The organism is Reyranella sp. (assembly GCF_965229815.1).
Taxonomy (GTDB): Bacteria; Pseudomonadota; Alphaproteobacteria; order Reyranellales; family Reyranellaceae; genus Reyranella.
Map to the genome: position 1 here is coordinate 825,663 of NZ_CBDDJN010000006.1, position 16,430 is coordinate 842,092.

The 16,430-nt window shown below is 68.3% G+C and carries 16 protein-coding genes; 14 read left to right on the forward strand and 2 right to left on the reverse strand.

Translation table 11 applies throughout. The annotated features are described in order from the left end of the window. The first annotated feature begins 3 nt into the window (after positions 1 to 3). The 6 genes from nuoN to ACO073_RS15410 are packed head-to-tail and all read left to right on the forward strand — an operon-like array spanning position 4 to position 5,290. Entirely contained in the window at positions 4 to 1,446 is a 1,443-nt protein-coding gene (gene nuoN / locus ACO073_RS15385) for an NADH-quinone oxidoreductase subunit NuoN (protein ID WP_421998462.1), read from the forward strand. Next, positions 1,443 to 2,177, forward strand: coding sequence for a biotin--[acetyl-CoA-carboxylase] ligase (locus ACO073_RS15390; protein ID WP_421998464.1), 735 nt, complete (start codon positions 1,443 to 1,445; stop codon positions 2,175 to 2,177). Before nuoN ends, ACO073_RS15390 begins: the two co-directional genes overlap by 4 nt. Positions 2,178 to 2,187: 10 nt before the next feature. Next, on the forward strand, positions 2,188 to 2,958 hold the full coding sequence (locus tag ACO073_RS15395) for a type III pantothenate kinase (protein WP_421998465.1): 771 nt from the start codon (positions 2,188 to 2,190) through the stop codon (positions 2,956 to 2,958). Beyond that, positions 2,955 to 4,607 (forward strand): ribonuclease J, encoded by a 1,653-nt coding sequence (locus ACO073_RS15400; RefSeq protein WP_421998466.1) that lies wholly within the window; start codon positions 2,955 to 2,957, stop codon positions 4,605 to 4,607. Before ACO073_RS15395 ends, ACO073_RS15400 begins: the two co-directional genes overlap by 4 nt. A 24-nt stretch (positions 4,608 to 4,631) precedes the next feature. Then, a complete protein-coding gene (gene mce, locus ACO073_RS15405) occupies positions 4,632 to 5,036 on the forward strand; it encodes a methylmalonyl-CoA epimerase (RefSeq protein WP_421998467.1) in 405 nt (134 codons plus the stop codon). 11 nt (positions 5,037 to 5,047) lie between these two features. After that, the gene (locus ACO073_RS15410; protein WP_421998469.1) at positions 5,048 to 5,290 is read left to right on the forward strand and encodes a DUF1467 family protein; all 243 of its coding nucleotides are present in this window, start codon (positions 5,048 to 5,050) and stop codon (positions 5,288 to 5,290) included. A gap of 73 nt (positions 5,291 to 5,363) precedes the next feature. On the opposite strand, the gene ACO073_RS15415 is transcribed toward ACO073_RS15410, so the two are convergent. Beyond that, positions 5,364 to 5,807, reverse strand: coding sequence for a MarR family winged helix-turn-helix transcriptional regulator (locus tag ACO073_RS15415; protein ID WP_421998470.1), 444 nt, complete (start codon positions 5,805 to 5,807; stop codon positions 5,364 to 5,366). A gap of 109 nt (positions 5,808 to 5,916) precedes the next feature. On the opposite strand from ACO073_RS15415, the gene ACO073_RS15420 reads away from it, so the two are divergent. The 7 genes from ACO073_RS15420 (at position 5,917) to ACO073_RS15450 (ending at position 13,305) form a co-directional block, all read left to right on the forward strand. After that, a complete protein-coding gene (locus ACO073_RS15420; protein WP_421998471.1) occupies positions 5,917 to 7,059 on the forward strand; it encodes a substrate-binding domain-containing protein in 1,143 nt (380 codons plus the stop codon). Positions 7,060 to 7,158: 99 nt separating this feature from the next. Further along, a complete protein-coding gene (locus ACO073_RS15425; RefSeq protein ID WP_421998472.1) occupies positions 7,159 to 8,016 on the forward strand; it encodes a branched-chain amino acid ABC transporter permease in 858 nt (285 codons plus the stop codon). Position 8,017: 1 nt separating this feature from the next. Then, the gene (locus ACO073_RS15430; protein WP_421998474.1) at positions 8,018 to 9,262 is read left to right on the forward strand and encodes a substrate-binding protein; all 1,245 of its coding nucleotides are present in this window, start codon (positions 8,018 to 8,020) and stop codon (positions 9,260 to 9,262) included. After that, positions 9,256 to 10,332 (forward strand): branched-chain amino acid ABC transporter permease, encoded by a 1,077-nt coding sequence (locus ACO073_RS15435; RefSeq protein WP_421998475.1) that lies wholly within the window; start codon positions 9,256 to 9,258, stop codon positions 10,330 to 10,332. Before ACO073_RS15430 ends, ACO073_RS15435 begins: the two co-directional genes overlap by 7 nt. Position 10,333: 1 nt before the next feature. After that, a complete protein-coding gene (locus ACO073_RS15440) occupies positions 10,334 to 11,068 on the forward strand; it encodes an ABC transporter ATP-binding protein (protein ID WP_421998476.1) in 735 nt (244 codons plus the stop codon). Further along, positions 11,061 to 11,762 carry an ABC transporter ATP-binding protein gene (locus tag ACO073_RS15445; RefSeq protein ID WP_421998477.1) on the forward strand — a complete coding sequence of 234 codons (702 nt, stop codon included), beginning with the start codon at positions 11,061 to 11,063 and terminating at the stop codon, positions 11,760 to 11,762. The genes ACO073_RS15440 and ACO073_RS15445 overlap by 8 nt, the downstream gene beginning before the upstream one ends. Positions 11,763 to 11,790: 28 nt before the next feature. Then, the gene (locus tag ACO073_RS15450; RefSeq protein ID WP_421998478.1) at positions 11,791 to 13,305 is read left to right on the forward strand and encodes an amidase; all 1,515 of its coding nucleotides are present in this window, start codon (positions 11,791 to 11,793) and stop codon (positions 13,303 to 13,305) included. Between the two features lie 308 nt (positions 13,306 to 13,613). Here ACO073_RS15450 and ACO073_RS15455 read toward each other — a convergent pair whose 3' ends face one another. Continuing rightward, positions 13,614 to 14,906, reverse strand: coding sequence for an NCS2 family permease (locus ACO073_RS15455; protein ID WP_421998479.1), 1,293 nt, complete (start codon positions 14,904 to 14,906; stop codon positions 13,614 to 13,616). Between the two features lie 166 nt (positions 14,907 to 15,072). On the opposite strand from ACO073_RS15455, the gene proS reads away from it, so the two are divergent. Next, positions 15,073 to 16,386 (forward strand): proline--tRNA ligase, encoded by a 1,314-nt coding sequence (proS, locus tag ACO073_RS15460; protein WP_421998480.1) that lies wholly within the window; start codon positions 15,073 to 15,075, stop codon positions 16,384 to 16,386. Positions 16,387 to 16,430 lie beyond the last annotated feature (44 nt).

Consider the following 16,430-nt stretch of genomic DNA (forward strand, 5'->3'; position numbering starts at 1 on the left):
AACATGCTTGTCGGTCTCGAATCCTGGACGCTGGCCCGGCCCGAGCTCTTCCTCGCGGCGGTGACGGCGCTCCTCCTGATCTACGGTGTCGTGCGCGGCGAGGGCTCGGCGCCCTTCGTGTCGGTGGCGACCTCGGCGGCGCTGCTGGTCACGGCGGTGCTGCTCTTCGTGCCGTACCGCGAGGGAACGGCCTTCGCCTCGCTGTTCATCGTCGACCGCCTGACCGTGACCATGAAGGCGCTGGTGCTTGTGGGCTCGGCCATCGCCATCCCGATGTCGCGCGCCTACTTCGAGCGAGTGCAGTCCTGGCGGTTCGAGTATCCGCTGCTGGTGGCGCTGGCCACCCTCGGCATGATGCTGATGATCTCGGCCAACGACCTCATGGCGCTCTATGTCGGTCTCGAGCTGCAGTCGCTGGCGCTCTACGTCGTGGCGGCCTTCCAGCGCGACAGCGTGCGGTCGACCGAGGCGGGCGTGAAGTACTTCGTCCTGGGCTCGGTGGCCTCGGGCATGCTGCTGTTCGGCTCCTCGCTGATCTACGGCTTCTGCGGCGGGACGGCGTTCGTCGAGATCTCCAGGGCGCTGCTCGACGGCCGCAGCGGGGATATCGGGACGATCGTCGGCCTGGTGTTCGTGGTCGCGGGCCTCGCCTTCAAGGTGTCGGCCGTGCCGTTCCACATGTGGACGCCGGACGTCTACGAGGGCGCGCCCACGCCGGTGACGGCCCTGTTCGCGGTGGCGCCCAAGATCGCCGCCATGTCGCTGATGGTCTCGGTCCTGATGGGTCCGTTCAAGCCGCTGTTCGAGCAGTGGCAGCAGATCGTCGTGGCGGCCTCGATCCTGTCGATGGCACTGGGCGCCTTCGCCGCCATCCGCCAGCAGAACATCAAGCGACTGATGGCCTATTCGTCGATCGGCAACGTCGGCTATGTCCTGCTCGGGCTGGCGAGCGGCAGCGCCAAGGGCATCGAGTCCGTGGTGTTCTACCTCGCCATCTACCTCGTCATGACCCTCGGCGTCTTCGCGGTCATCCTGCTGATGAAGCGCCGCGACGTCATGGTCGAGAATATCGGCGACCTGGCGGGCCTTGCGCGCAGCCAGCCGGTGATGGCGCTGTCGCTCCTGCTGTTCATGTTCTCCCTGGCCGGCATCCCGCCGCTCGCCGGATTCTGGGGCAAGCTCTACATCTTCATCGCCGCGGTAGAGGCCAAGCTCTACGTCCCGGCCGTGCTGGGCGTCCTCGCCTCCGTCGTGGCCTCCTACTATTACCTGCGCATCGTCAAGGTGATGTACTTCGACGAGCCGGCGGAGGCCCTCGACCGGCCGGCCTTCGGGGTCAACCGGGTCGTCGCCGTCGCGGCGGCGATTCTCGTCGCCGTGTTCTCGCTGGCGCCTCAGCCGCTCAGCCTGATCGCGGCCGCCGCCGCAAAAGGCCTCTTCCCGTGACGTCGGCACCCGTCCTGCCGGACGGGTGGCGTCTGGTCGCGCTCGACAGGGTCGGCAGCACCAACGACGAGGCCGCCCGGCTGGCCGAGCAGGGCGCAACCGAGGGCACCATCGTCTGGGCCCGCGAGCAGACGGGGGGCCGCGGCCGCCGTGGCCGCGCCTGGGCCTCGCCGCCCGGCAATCTCTACACCTCGACCGTGCTCAGGCCGGCTTGTCCGGCGATGCGCGCCGCCGAGCTGGGCTTCGTCGCCGCGCTCGCCGTGGCCGACATGGTGCGGGACGGGCGCTCGGTCCGGGTCAAATGGCCGAACGACGTCATGGTCGACGGCGGCAAGGTCGCTGGCATCCTGCTGGAGAGCGCCATCGGCCAGGGCGGCACCGTCGAGCATGTCGTGGCCGGCATCGGCGTCAACGTCGGCTTTGCCCCCGACCTGCCCGAGATGCGCTACCCCGGTGCGACGCTGGGCGGCACCGTCGAGGCCGCGCTGGAAGGGCTCGCGGCGGCCCTGGCGACACGCCTCGCCGAATGGCGCCGGGACGGGTTCGCCGCGGTGCGCGCCGCCTGGCTGCGCTGCGCCGGCCCGCTCGGGACCGAGGTCGACGTGCGGCTGGGCGACGAACTGGTGCGCGGCCGCTTCGGCGGCGTCGACGGCGAGGGCGCGCTCCTGCTGGAGACGGACGCCGGGCCTCGCCGGATCGTGTCGGGCGAATTGATGGGCCGAGCGGCCTGAGGAGGACGCCATGCTGCTTGCCGTCGACGTCGGCAACACCAATTCCAAGTTCGCGGTCTTCGACGGCGACCGGCTGGTCTCGCAGTTCCGGCTGCGCACCGAGGCCAAGCGCACGGCCGACGAGTATGCGGCCTGGCTGACCCAGCTCATGCACCTGCAGGGCTTCGACCCGGGCTCGATCAAGGGCGCGATCCTGGCCAGCGTCGTGCCGGCGGTTAACCCGCATCTGCGGCGGCTGTGCGAGACCTACTTCAAGACCCGGCTGCTGATCGTGGGCGAGCCTGACGTCGAGCTCGGCATCAAGGTGCTGATCGACCGGCCGCAGGATGCAGGCGCCGATCGCCTGGTCGGCGTCATCGCCGGCTACCAGCGGCACGGCGGGCCGCTGATCACCATCGACTTCGGCAGCGCCACCACCTTCGACATGGCCGACAAGGACGGCAACTTCATCGGCGGCGTCCTGGCGCCGGGCGTCGAGCTGACGATCGAATCGTTCTACCTGATGACCGCGCGCCTGCCGCGCATCCGCGTCGAGAAGCCCGCGCACGTGATCGGCAAGTCGACCGTGCCCGCCATGCAGTCCGGCATCTTCTGGGGCTATGTCGGCCTGATCGAGAGCCTGATCAAGCGCATCCGCGCCGAGTACGGCCAGCCCATGAAGGTCGTCGCCACCGGCGGCCTGGCCGAAGTGTTCAAGGACGAGATCGGCCTGTTCGACGCGATCGAGCCGGACCTGATGTCGGTCGGCCTCCTCGAGATCTGGCGGCGCAACCGGCGATGACCGTCCCCGGCAGCGACGAGCTCCTCTTCCTCGCCCTCGGCGGGGCAGGGGAGATCGGCATGAACCTCAACCTCTACGGCCATGCCGGCAAGTGGCTGATGGTCGATCTCGGCATCGGCTTCACCGACGGTTCCGAGCCTGGCATCGAGGTCGTGATGCCCGATCCCGCCTTTATCGTGGAGCGACGGGCCGACCTGGTGGGCATCGTGCTGACGCATGCCCACGAGGACCATCTCGGCGCCGTCGCCGACCTGTGGCCGCGGCTGAAGGCGCCGGTCTACGCCACGCCGTTCGCCGCCTCCGTCCTGCGGCGGAAGCTCTCCGAAGCCGGCCTGCGCGACACCGTGCCGGTCCGCGAGATCCCGCTCGGCGGCAAGTTCAGCCTGGCGCCGTTCGAGCTCGAGCTGGTCACCATGACCCATTCGATCCTCGAGCCCAACGCGCTCGCCGTGCGCACGCCGCTCGGTACCGTGTTCCACACCGGCGACTGGAAGATCGATCCGGAGCCGCTGCTGGGCGACCTCACCGACGAGGCGATGCTGCGCCGGATCGGCGAGGAGGGGGCGCTCGCCATGGTGTGCGACAGCACCAACGTCTTCGTGGAGGGGGAGGCGGGCTCCGAGGCGACGGTGCGGGCGAACCTGGCCGCCGAAGTCGCCAAGGCGCGCCAGCGCGTCGCCGTCACCTGCTTCGCCTCCAATCTGGCGCGGGTCGAGAGCGCGGCGCTGGCCGCCGTCGCCGCCGGCCGGCATCCGGTCCTGTCGGGCCGAGCGCTGCAGCGCATGGTCGAAGCGGCACAGGAATGCGGCTACCTGCTGGACTTTCCGGAGTGCGTGCCCGAGCAGCAGGCGGGCTACCTGCCGCGCGACAAGGTCCTCTACATCTGCACCGGCAGCCAGGGCGAACCGCGGGCGGCGATGGCCAAGCTGGCCTTCGGCGAGCATCGCGACCTGACCCTCGAGGCAGGGGACACCGCCATCTTCTCCTCGCGCATCATCCCCGGCAACGAGCGCTCGGTGGGGCGCCTGCACAACGCGCTGATGGCGCGCGGCGTGGAGATCGTCGACGACAGCGAGGCCGACATCCACGTGTCGGGCCACCCGGCGCGGCAGGAACTGATCCGCATGTACCAGTGGGTGCGGCCGAAGATCGCCGTGCCGGTCCATGGCGAGGTCCGGCACATGATCGAGCACGCCGCGCTCGCCCGGACCTGCCAGGTGCCCGAGACGGTCGTGGCGCCCAACGGCTCGCTGGTGCGCCTGGCGCCCGGGCCCGCGGAGGTCATCGACCATGTGCCGGCCGGGCGGCTGGCCCGCGACGGCGACGGACTCGTGGCCCTCGACAGCGCCTCGCTGCGCGACCGGCGCAAATTGCTTTGGAACGGCGCCGCGGCGGCGACGCTGGTCATCGATCGCAAGGGTCGGCCGATGGCCACGCCCAGGGTGTCCCTGCGCGGCATCGAGGACGAGGATGGCGCCCTGTCCGCCGCGATCGTCGAGGGGCTGGGCGAGATGCTGGCCGATCTCAGCGGCAGCGAGCGGGGCGACGACGGGCGCATCGAGGAGGCGGCGCGCCAGGCCGTGCGGCGCGTCGTGCGGGCGCACCTCGGCAAGAAGCCGTTGACGGACGTGCACATCGTCCGCATCTAAGGTCGCAGGGGCTTGGAGAGATCGATGATCGGACGCCTGAACCATATCGCCATCGCCGTGCCGGACCTCGAGAAGGCGTCGGACCTCTACCGCAGCGTGATGGGCGCCAAGGTGAGCGAGCCCAAGGCGCAGCCCGCGCATGGCGTCACGGTCGTGTTCGTCGAACTGCCCAACACCAAGATCGAGCTGCTGCATCCGCTCGGCGAGAAGTCGCCGATCGCCAACTTCCTGTCGCGCAACGCCGACGGCGGCATTCATCACGTCTGCTACGAGGTCGAGGACATCTACGCCGCGCGCGACCGCCTGAAGGCCCAGGGCGCCCGCGTGCTGGGCGACGGCGAGCCCAAGATCGGCGCGCACGACAAGCCCGTGCTGTTCCTGCATCCCAAGGACTTCACCGGCACGCTGATCGAGCTCGAGCAGGTCTGACGGGCCGCGCCATGGGCTGGGCGACCGGCGTCACGGTCTATTTCGTGATCTGGTGGACGGTTCTCTTCACCGTCCTGCCGCTCGGCGTGAAGCGTGCCGAGAATCCCGGCAAGGGCGAGGAGCGGGGGGCGCCCGAGCGTCCGGACCTGGTGCGCAAGGCGATCATCACGTCGCTCGTTGCCGGCGCGCTGTGGCTCGCCTTCTACGCCATCCACCAAGCCGACATCTTCAGCTTCCGCCGCATGGTCGAGTAGCCGCGCCGGCCTTGGTCCGGAACATGCATTGTCGTCGGCCAATGCAACCGCCCGGAAAGGACAATGCGTGGGGTCAGCCGGCCCGGTCGATCAGGGTTTCGAGGAGCCGTTTGAGCTGCGCGGTGGCCTTGTCGCCGTAGCTGTGGGCGATGTGTGCCTCCTGGCCGAGCGCCAGGGGGGCGAGACGCTGGGCAAGGGCCTTGCCGCGTTCGGAGCAGAAGATCAGCACCTTGCGCCGATCGGCCGGATCGGAGATGCGGTAGACGAGCGAATCGGCGACCATGCGGTCGATGGTCTTGGTCAGGGTCGGGTGGTTGAGCAGGGCATGCTCCGCCAGCTCGCCCATCGACCGGCCGTTGCCGTCGGACAGGAGTTTGAGGATGCGCCACTGCTCGACCGGAACGCCTTCCGTACGCAGGCGGGCGTCGAGCTGGCGATTGATCTCCCGGTTGGCCTGGGCCAGCAGATAGGCGAGGTGGCCGGTGATCGGCGAGTCGTCGGAGGTCGGGTCGGACACTTGGGAAGGTCCCGGGTCGGCAAAAGGGCGCCTATTTGAGCGTGAATCTTTGAAAGTTCAATGAATTCCTCGATCGCCGGTCGGATCATGGAGGAGGGTCGGAATGCACATGGCCGCATTGCCTTTCTCGACGCTGGGATCGGGACCCGTCGCGGCGCCCGGCTGGCCGGGCCTCGCGGGCCGGGTGCGCCCCTCCCCGCGCGACCGGCGTCGCCTGCGGGTCGCCCATTTCACGACCCTTACCGGGACGGCCGGCATCTGGGGGCCGTCATCGATCAACAGTGCGGCGCTGGCAGCGAGCGAGATCAATGCCGGCGGGGGCGTTCTCGGCCGCGAGCTCGAACTCGTCACCTACGACGCCGGCGTGCCGGCTGACGAACTCGCGCGGCAGGCCGAGGCGCTGGTCGCCGACGACACGGCCGACATCGTGCTCGGCTGCCACATGAGCGCCATCCGGGTCGCCTTGCGGCGGACCTTTGCCGGTCTCGTGCCCTACATCTACACGCCGATCTACGAGGGCGGCGAGCGCACGCCGGGCGTGCTGGCGATCGGCGAGACGCCGCCGGACCAGGCCCGCCCGGCCATCGCCTGGCTGGCCGAGCGCAAGCGCGCGTCGCGCTGGTACCTGATCGGCAGCGACTATGTCTGGCCGTGGCAGTCGCATCGGGCGGTGAAGCGCTACATCGCGGCCGCCGGCGGTCAGGTAGTGGGCGAGGACTTCGTCGCGCTGGGCGAGGAAGACCACGATCCCTATCTGGCGAGGATCCGCGCCGCGCGGCCCGACGTGGTGTTCATCTCGCTGATCGGCCTGGACGGGATCACGTTCAACCGCGCGTTCGGCGAGCGCGGCCTGGGCAGTCAGATGCTGCGTCTCGCCAACTGCGTCGACGAGACGGTGCTGCTGGGGATCGGCGCGGAGAACACGCTGAACCTCTTCGCCGCCTCGGGCTACTTCACGGGCGTGGAGTCACGCGCCAACGACGCTTTCCTGTGCGCCTACGAGAGTGCGTTCGGGAGGTTCGCACCCGTGCCCGGCGCGACGGCGCAGTCGAACTACGAAGGTCTCTACTTCCTCGAGGCGCTGGCCCGGCGTGCCGGCGCGGTCGATCCCGCCGACCTGATGCGCGCCGCCGACGGGCTGACCTACCGCGCGGGGCGGGGACCGGTCGGTCTGCGGCGCCGACGCGCCGAGATGCCGATCTATCTCGGCGAGGCCGACGGCTTCGACTTCCGGTTGCGCCAGTCCTTCTGACCGCCGGTGCCGCACATTATTGGTTGAAACGGAAAAGATTTCTGTTTTAACTAAGATCATGTGACGGCAATCGACGCCCGCGGGCGCGGTCAGGGGTCCATGGGCATCGAAGTTAAGCTCGCGTTCGACCTGCTCGCCTTCATCTCCGTGATGGTGCTGATCGTGCTGGGGCTCGGGATCATCGCCAGCATGATGGGCATCTTCAATTTCGCCCATGGCGAGTTCGTCCTGCTCGGCGCCTATACCGTCTACCTGTTCGAGAGCAGCGGCCTGTCGGCCTGGGCGGGCATCCTGGCCGCACCCCTGGTGCTGGCGCTGATCGGGCTGGTGCTCGAGAGGCTGGTGATCCGCCGCTTCTACGCCGCGCCCATCATCGCCATGTTGGGCACCTACGCCATCGGCCTGGTCATCCGCGAGATCGTGCGCGGCCTGCTGGGCGGCCACTACAAGTCGATCTCCGAGCCGCTGCCCGGCGTCATCACCCTGTTCGGCATCGACTTCTCGGCGTGGCGCACCGTGATCGTGCTGACCACCGCCTGCATCGTCGCCGGCACCTGGCTGTTCCTGGCGCGCACGTCGATCGGCCTGCAGGTCCGCGGCTCGCTCGAGAACCCCAACCTGGCGCGGGCCTGCGGCATCTCGACGACCCGGCTCTACGCCTTCACCTTCGCCTTCGGCGCCGCGCTGGCGGGTCTCGCCGGCGCGCTGATCGTGCCGCTCTACCAGCTCTCCGCCGACATCGGCACGCGCTTCCTGGTCCAGGCCTTCCTGTCGGTGATGCTGGGCGGCGTCGGCACCTTCGAGGGCCCGGTGCTGGGCGCCGCCGCCGTCGGCGGCATGGCCGCCGGCCTGCCGTGGCTCGTCATTCCGGTGCTGGCCGATCCGCTCGTGTTCGTGATCGCGCTGATCATCGTGAAGCTCCGTCCACAGGGATTCATCACGCAGGGGAGGCTGTGACATGACAGACGACCATTCCGACCGCACGAACCCGCGGCTCGGGCGCCGCCGCCTGATGGGCGCGAGCGCGCTCGCCGCGGCAGGCTGGGTGGCGGGCGGCGGCGGCTGGATGCTGGCCCCCCGCCAGGCGCGCGCCGCCGATCCGATCAAGATGGGCATCGCCACCGACATCACCGGCGCGATCGCGCCGTCGGGCAACGCCAACTGGCAGGTCGCCCAGTTCACCGTCGAGCAGATCAACAAGGCGGGCGGCGTCGCCGGCAAGCAGATCGAGCTCTACCTCGAGGACACGGCCTCCGACCCCAAGGTCGCCGTCGGCAACGTCCGCAAGCTGATCCAGGAGCGCAAGGTCAACGTGGTCCTGGGCGGCATCACCTCGGCGATGCGCCAGGCGATCAAGGACCCGATCGTCAATCGCGGCCGCACGCTCTACATCTACCCGCAGCTCTACGAAGGGCAGGAGTGCACCAAGAACCTCTACTGCACCGGACCGACGCCGGCGCAGCAGTGCGACAAGCTCATCCCCTACCTGATCAAGACGGTCGGCAAGAAGCGCTTCGCCATGCCCTCGGCCAACTACGTCTGGCCGCAGCTCCTGAACAAGTATGCGCGCAAGGTGATCGAGGCCAATGGCGGCGAGGTCGTGTTCGAGGAGTACTACCCGCTCGATCAGGCCGAGTACTCGGCGACCATCGGCAAGATCCGCGACGGCAAGGTCGACTGCGTCTTCAATACGGTGATCCCGCCGGGCCTGCAGCCCTTCGTCAAGCAGCTCTACGAATCGGGCTTCCAGAAGAACGGCGGCGTGCTGAGCTGCGTCTACTACGACGAGAACCTGCTGAACTACCACCCGGCGCAGGAGATGGAGGGGCTGTACAGCTGCCTCGACTATTTCCAGTCGATCGACGATCCGTTCAGCAAGAAGCTCCAGGAGGAGTATTCCAAGCGGTTCCCGGACACCAAGTACCTGTTCACCGCCGGCTCGGCGGCGACCGGCATGTACCGCGGCATCAAGTTCTACGAAGCGGCGGTGAAGGCGACCAACGGCGACCTGTCGCGCGATGCGGTGTCGAAGGCGATGGATACGGCCAAGATCGCGCAGGGCCCGGGCGGCGGCGCCGAGATGGTGCCGGGCAAGATGCACTGCAAGATGAACATGTACATCGCCCAGTGCAAGGTCGACGCCGGCAAGACCCGCTACGACGTGATCGAGAGCGACAAGATGGTCGATCCGAAGGAATGCTGAGCGAGGCCGGGTCCGGTCTGGCGGCGGCGCCGGCGGCCGTCGCCGGCGGGGAGATGCGGCGCCGACCGGCGTGGAGCCGGCGCCTCCTGCCGGTGATCGAGGGGCTGGCGCTCGTCGTGGCGCTGGCCGTTCCGTTCGTGCTGGGCGAGCGGACCGATCTCGTGACGCTGGCAACCAACGTCCTGATCCTGTCGCTGCTCGCCATCAGCTTCGACCTGTGCTGGGGCCTGTCGGGCATCATGAGCTTCGGCCAGGCGCTGTTCTTCGGCGTCGCCGGCTACGCCATCGCCCTGGTCGGCCGCGATCTCGAGTTCAGCCAGCTCTGGGCGACGCTGCCGCTCGCCATGCTGGTGGGCTTCGTCCTGTCCGGCCTGTTCGCGGCCTTCCTGCTGCTCGGGCGCAAGCCGCCATCCAGCATCTTCGTCGCGCTGGGCACGCTCACCGGCTCTTATGCCGCTGAGCGGCTGGTGTCGGGCTGGCAGTATGTCGGGGCCGGCAACGGCCTGTCCTCCGTGAAGCTGCTGCAGTTCGGCAGCTACGAGTTCCTGGAGGGGATCGAGTTCTACTTCCTGGCGCTCGGTCTACTGGTCCTGGTCTATGCCGGCGCCCGCTTCCTCAAGGGCTCGCAGCTCGGCCTCGTGCTGGCCGGCATGCGCCAGAACGAGGAGAGGCTGGCCTTCTTCGGCTACCGGGTGCAGCTCTTCAAGGCGCTGGTCTTCTCGCTGGCCGGCATGGTGGCGGGGCTGGGCGGAGCGCTCTACAGCTACCACCAGGGCTTCATCGGCCCCGGCAACATGGGGCCCGGCCTGTCGACGACGGCGGTGATCTACTGCCTGTTCGGCGGCTCGGGGACGCTGATCGGCCCGATCCTGGGCACCGCGACGGTCGAGGTCCTGTCCTACGTCCTGTCCGACATCGACGCCATCAAGCGTGTCTGGCCGGTGATCCTGGGGCTGGTCCTGCTGGTGGTCGTCATGTTCCAGCCCAAGGGCATCCTCGGCCTGCTCGTGTCGGACCGCGAGCGCATCGGCTCCTACGGGCGGCGGCGCGAGCGCCGGGGCGGACGCTGACATGGCGCTGCTGGAGATCCGGGGCGTCAGCAAGACGTTCCGCTCGCTCCGCGCGCTCGACGGCGTCGACGTCGACGTGCAGGCGGGCACCTTCCACGGCCTCATCGGCCCCAACGGCTCGGGCAAGAGCACGCTCCTGAAGGCGATCGCCGGCGCCCATTTCGCCGACGCCGGCACCATCGTGTTCGACGGCCACGACATCACGCGGGCGACGCCCTACGAGCGCGCGCGCCTGGGGCTCAGCCTCAAGTTCCAGATCACCGCCGTGCTGCCCGAGCTCTCGGTCTACGACAATGTCCTGCTGGCCACCCAGTCGGGCGGCAGCCTGCCGCGGCTGCTGCTCTCGTCCTCGCGCCGCGTGCTGGACGGGGAGGTGGGGGCGCTGCTCGAGCGCTTCCGCCTGATCGACCGGGCCGACGACCTGGCCGGCGAGCTGAGCCATGGCGAGCAGCAGTGGCTGGAGATCGCCATGGCGCTGGCGCTGAAGCCCAAGCTGCTCCTGCTCGACGAGCCGACCGGCGGCATGAGCCCGGAGGAGCGCCACGCCACGGGCAAGCTCCTCGAGCCAATCAAGGCGACATGCGCCCTGATCATCGTCGAGCACGACCTGCATTTCATTCGCGACATCTGCGACCGGCTGACCGTGCTCGACCAGGGCAGGGTGCTGGACCAGGGCGACGTCGAGACGATCCAGCGCTCGCCCAAGGTCCAGCAGGTGTTCACGACCCGTGTCTGACGACCTGCTCCTCCAGGTGGACGGCCTCGACGGCGGCTACGGCCGAAGCCAGGCGCTGTTCGGCGTTTCGCTGCGCGTCCCGCGGCGCGGCGCCATCGCCGTGCTGGGCCGCAACGGCGCCGGCAAGTCGACCCTGCTCAAGACCCTGTTCGGCGAGCTGCCGCCGATGGCCGGTGCCATCAGGCTCGACGGCGCCGGCATCGAGGGCGAGCCGGCCGAGCGCCGGGTGCGCCGCGGCATCGGCTACGTGCCCCAGGAGCACGCGATCTTCGCCAAGCTGACGGTGCGCGAGAACCTGCTTCTGGGCTGCGTCCGCCAGCCCGACCGGTCCGGCCTGGACTATGTGCTCGACTTCTTTCCCAAGCTGGCCCAGCGGCTGCCCCAGACGGCCGGCACGCTGTCGGGCGGCGAACGCAAGATGCTGGCGATCGGCCGGGCCGTGCTGGGCCGGCCGCGCCTCCTGATGCTCGACGAGCCGACCGAGGGCGTGTGGGTGGGCGTGATCGAGGAGATTGCCGAGCGCCTGAAGCAGCTGTCGCGCGAGATGGCGGTGATCCTGGTCGAACAGCACATCGAGCTCGCGCTCGAGGTCGCCGGCTACGCCTACGTCATGGACCGCGGCCACGTCGCGCTCGAGGGCGCGGCGGCGCCGGTCAAGGCCGATCCCAAACTGATGCACCATCTCGCGCCCTAACGACCGAAGTTCACCAGAGGAGGAAACCATGGCCGTCCAAGTCCCGACCGAAGAGCAGCTGCGCCAGGCCGCGGCCGATGTCGGACTGTCGCTCAGCGACGCCGACGTCAGATCCTATATCGAGCTGATGCGGCCGAGCGTCGCCGCCTACAACGTCGTCGACGCCATGCCCGACAACCTGCCGCGCGTGAAGTACCCGCGCACGCCGGGCTACCGGCCGACGGGCGAGGAGAACAAGCGCAATGCCTGGTACGTGAAGACCACGGTCGAGGGCGCGAGCCGCGGCAAGCTCAAGGGCCGGACCGTGGTGCTCAAGGACAACATCATGCTGGCCGGCGTGCCGATGATGAACGGCGCCGCCACGCTCGAAGGCTATGTGCCGGACATCGACGCCACCGTGGTCCAGCGCATCCTCGACGCCGGCGGCACGATCGTCGGCAAGGCGCATTGCGAGAATTTCTGCCTGTCCGGCGGCAGCCACACCAACGCCGCCGGCGCCGTGCACAATCCCTACAAGATGGGCTACTCCGCCGGCGGCTCCTCGTCCGGCAGCGCCGTGCTCGTGGCGCTGGGCGAGGTCGACATGGCGCTGGGCGGCGACCAGGGCGGATCGATCCGCATGCCTTCCTCGTTCTGCGGCACCTACGGGATGAAGCCGACGCACGGGCTGGTGCCCTACACCGGCATCATGCCGATCGAGATCTATGTCGACCATACCGGCCCGATCACCGCCAACGTCAGCGACAATGCGCTGCTGCTCGAGGTGCTGGCCGGCGCCGACGGCTACGATTCCCGCCAGATCTCCATCAAGACGCATCCCTATACCAAGGCCCTGAAGGACGACATCAAGGACCTCCGGATCGGCGTCGTGACCGAGGGCTTCGAGCAAGCCAATGCCGAGGACGACGTCAACGCCAAGGTGAGGGCGGCGGCCAAGGCGTTCGAAGCGCTGGGCGCCACGGTGGGCGAAGTATCGATCCCCATGCATCTCATGGGGCCGGCCCTGTGGATGCCGATCGGTACCGAGGGGCTCACGCAGACCATGATGTGGGGCGACGGCTACGGCGTCAGCCGCCCCGACCTCTACGTCACCAGCCTCATGGACTTCCATCGCAACTGGCGGCAGCGCGCCAACGAGATGTCGGAGACCACGAAGCTGTTCACCATGTTCGGCACCTACATCCGCCGCCACTACGGCAGCCGCTACTATGGCAAGGCGATGAACCAGACCCGGCTGCTGACCGCCGCCTACGATGCGGCGCTCGAGCAGTACGACCTGCTGATGATGCCGACCACGCCGATCAAGGCGACCGAGCTGCCGCCGGCCGACGCCTCGCGGGAACTCTACGTCGAACGCGCGCTCAACATGATTTCCAACACCGCGCCCTTCGACATCACCCACCATCCCGCGATGGCCGTGCCCTGCGGCATGTCGGACGGGCTGCCGGTCTCGCTCATGCTGATCGGCAAGCACTTCGACGAGCCGACCATCTACCGCGCGGCGTTCGCCTTCGAGCAGTCGGGCGACTGGAAAAAGATGTAACGGAAACAGGGCCGTTGGCCGACTCGTTCCACTGAGCGGCCATCCGCACGGCGTGTGCAGCCCAACAAACAGGCACAAAAAGAAGCGGCGAGCCATCGGCTCGCCGCTTCTCTACCCCCCCGAAACTCGTCACAGGCGGCTTTCGCCGTTCTCCTCCCTAAACTCGGGCCGAGCCCAAGACGTAGGCTGTTTACCCGTAAGTGCGTGCGTTGCCAAGACCTTTTCTTTCGATCCGTCGATCCATGCAGAACGAATGTTAGGCGCCGCGATCGTTCGTAGACGTACTAATTTCCGCCGTAACCGAATGATCATCCAATGACCATGTATTTGACCACGAAGAGGACAGCGAGAATCCCCACGGCCGGATGGATATCGCGGAAGCGGCCCGTCACGAGCTTGAGCGCGGTGTAGGAGATGAAGCCGAAGGCGATGCCTTCGGCGATCGAGAAGGTGAACGGCATGGCGAGCGCGGTGATCACTGCCGGCATCGACTCGGTGACGTCGTCCCATTCGATCTCGGTCAGTCCGCGCGCCATCAGGCAGGCGACGTAGAGCAGCGCCGGCGCGGTGGCATAGGCCGGGATCGATCCCGCCAGCGGCGCAACGAACAGGGCGAGGAGGAACAGGATTCCGACGGCGGCGGCGGTGAGGCCGGTGCGTCCGCCGGCGTTGATGCCCGACGCGCTCTCGATGTAGCTGGTCGTGGTCGAGGTGCCGACGGCCGCGCCGATCATCGCCGCGCCGCTGTCGGCCATCAGGGCGCGCTTGAGGCGCGGCACGGTCCCGTCCGCCCGCATGAAGCCGCCGCGATGGGCGAGCGCGATCAGCGTGCCCGTATTGTCGAACAGGTCCACGAAGAGGAAGGCGAAGACCACGGTGACCAGGCCGACGCCGAGGGCGCCGCCGAGGTCCATCTGCAGCAGCACGGGCGCGATCGAGGGCGGCATGTCGAAGATGCCGCCGAACTTCTGGTGGCCGGTGGCGATGGCGATCACCGTGACGGCCAGGATGCCGATGATGACCCCGCCCATGACGCGTCGATACTCGAGGGCCACGATGAGGAAGAAGCCCAGCGCCGCCATGACGACCGGGAAGCTGCTGAGCTTGCCATGCGACACCAGCGTGGCGGGATGGCCGACGACGATGCCGGCGTTCTTGAGCGCGATCAGCGCCAGGAAGAGGCCGATGCCGGCGGCGATGGCCATCTTGAGGGAGGTGGGGATGGCATTGACGATCCATTCCCGGATCGGCAGCACGCTGATGATGAAGAACAGGATGCCGGAGATGAACACGCAGCCCAGCGCGACCTGCCAGCTGTAGCCCATGCCGCCGACGACCCCGAAGGTGAAGTAGGCGTTGAGGCCCATCCCCGGCGCCAGGGCGATCGGGTAGTTGGCCAGGAACGCCATCAGGAAGCAGCCGATGGCGGCGGCGACGCAGGTCGCGGCGAACACCGCGCCGAACGGCATCTTGGCCTCGGCCAAGATCGCCGGGTTGACGAAGATGATGTAGGCCATGGTGAGGAAGGTCGTGAGACCCGCCACCAGCTCGGTCCGGACCGTCGTCCGGTTCTCGCTGAGCTTGAAAAGCCGCTCGAGCATGCTCGCTCTCCCCCTGTTGTCGCGGGCAGTGTGCGGGCATCCCCCTGTGCAAAGCCACCGGAGGGTCCGGCTCCGCCGGCCGGCGCGGCGGGGGCGGTTTGCCTTTGGAGGCCCCGTTCCATACAGTCCGCGGCCACTTCCGGGAGCCAGCAGGGACCGAACCAGAATGCGGATGAGCCAGTACTTTCTGCCGACGATGAAGGAGAATCCGGCAGAGGCCCAGATCGTCTCGCACCGGCTGATGCTGCGCGCCGGCCTCGTACGCCAGACCGCCGCCGGCATCTATGCCTGGCTGCCGCTGGGCTTCCGGGTACTGAAGAACATCGAACGGATCGTGCGCGAGGAGCAGGACGCGTCGGGCGCCCAGGAGGTGCTGATGCCGACCATCCAGTCGGCCGACCTGTGGCGGGAGAGCGGACGCTACGACGCCTACGGTCCCGAGATGCTCCGCTTCAAGGACCGCCACGACCGCGAGATGCTCTACGGGCCGACCAACGAGGAAGTGATCACCTTACTCTTCCGCGACGGCGTGAAGAGCTATCGCGACCTGCCGCGGAACCTCTATCACATCCAGTGGAAGTTCCGTGACGAGGTGCGGCCCCGGTTCGGCGTGATGCGCGGCCGCGAGTTCCTGATGAAGGACAACTATTCCTTCGACATCGACAAGAAGGGCGCCACCCACTCCTACAACAAGATGTTCGTGACCTACCTGCGGACCTTCGCGCGCATGGGGCTGAAGGCGATCCCGATGCGCGCCGACACCGGCCCGATCGGCGGAGACCTCAGCCACGAGTTCATCGTGCTGGCCGACACCGGCGAGAGCGCCGTGTTCTGCCACAAGGGACTGGTCGACAAGGACATCCTCAGCCGCACCATCGACTACGACAGCGACCTGCAGCCGATCGTCAACGAATGGACGTCGCTCTACGCTGCCACCGACGAGATGCACGACAAGGCCGCCTTCGAGAAGATTCCCGAGGCCGAGCGCGTGGCGGCGCGCGGGATCGAGGTCGGGCATATCTTCTACTTCGGCACCCGCTATTCGGAGCCGCTGAAGGCGGCGGTGGCCGGTCCGGGCGGCGAGCAGATCACGGTCGAGATGGGCTCCTACGGCATCGGCGTGTCGCGCCTGGTGGGCGGCATCATCGAGGCCAGCCACGACGACGCCGGGATCGTCTGGCCGGAATCGGTCGCGCCCTTCAAGGTGGCGATCGTCGACCTCAAGCCCGACGACGGTGCGGTGTCGGGCGCCTGCCGCAAGCTCTACGACGGGCTGGCGGCCAGGGGCATCCAGGTGCTGCACGACGACCGCGACCTCCGTCCGGGGGCCAAGTTCGCCGACATGGACCTGATCGGCATCCCCTGGCAGGTGATCGTCGGGCCCAAGGGCGTCGCCGCCGGCAAGGCCGAGGTGAAGAACCGCCGGACCGGCGAGCGCGAGGAAGTGCCGTTCGACCAGGTCGCGCAGCGCTTCGCCTGAGACCGGAAAGACGAATGCCCGACGCGCCCGCGATGTCGTCCGGC

Coding starts and splice junctions, on each gene's coding strand:
- nuoN (WP_421998462.1), top strand. CDS start 4: ATGCTTGTCGGTCTCGAATCCTGGACGCTGGCCCGGCCCGAGCTCTTC.
- ACO073_RS15395 (WP_421998465.1), top strand. CDS start 2,188: ATGCTGCTTGCCGTCGACGTCGGCAACACCAATTCCAAGTTCGCGGTC.
- ACO073_RS15400 (WP_421998466.1), top strand. CDS start 2,955: ATGACCGTCCCCGGCAGCGACGAGCTCCTCTTCCTCGCCCTCGGCGGG.
- mce (WP_421998467.1), top strand. CDS start 4,632: ATGATCGGACGCCTGAACCATATCGCCATCGCCGTGCCGGACCTCGAG.
- ACO073_RS15410 (WP_421998469.1), top strand. CDS start 5,048: ATGGGCTGGGCGACCGGCGTCACGGTCTATTTCGTGATCTGGTGGACG.
- ACO073_RS15420 (WP_421998471.1), top strand. CDS start 5,917: ATGGCCGCATTGCCTTTCTCGACGCTGGGATCGGGACCCGTCGCGGCG.
- ACO073_RS15425 (WP_421998472.1), top strand. CDS start 7,159: ATGGGCATCGAAGTTAAGCTCGCGTTCGACCTGCTCGCCTTCATCTCC.
- ACO073_RS15430 (WP_421998474.1), top strand. CDS start 8,018: ATGACAGACGACCATTCCGACCGCACGAACCCGCGGCTCGGGCGCCGC.
- ACO073_RS15435 (WP_421998475.1), top strand. CDS start 9,256: ATGCTGAGCGAGGCCGGGTCCGGTCTGGCGGCGGCGCCGGCGGCCGTC.
- ACO073_RS15440 (WP_421998476.1), top strand. CDS start 10,334: ATGGCGCTGCTGGAGATCCGGGGCGTCAGCAAGACGTTCCGCTCGCTC.
- ACO073_RS15450 (WP_421998478.1), top strand. CDS start 11,791: ATGGCCGTCCAAGTCCCGACCGAAGAGCAGCTGCGCCAGGCCGCGGCC.
- ACO073_RS15455 (WP_421998479.1), bottom strand. CDS start 14,906: ATGCTCGAGCGGCTTTTCAAGCTCAGCGAGAACCGGACGACGGTCCGG.
- proS (WP_421998480.1), top strand. CDS start 15,073: ATGCGGATGAGCCAGTACTTTCTGCCGACGATGAAGGAGAATCCGGCA.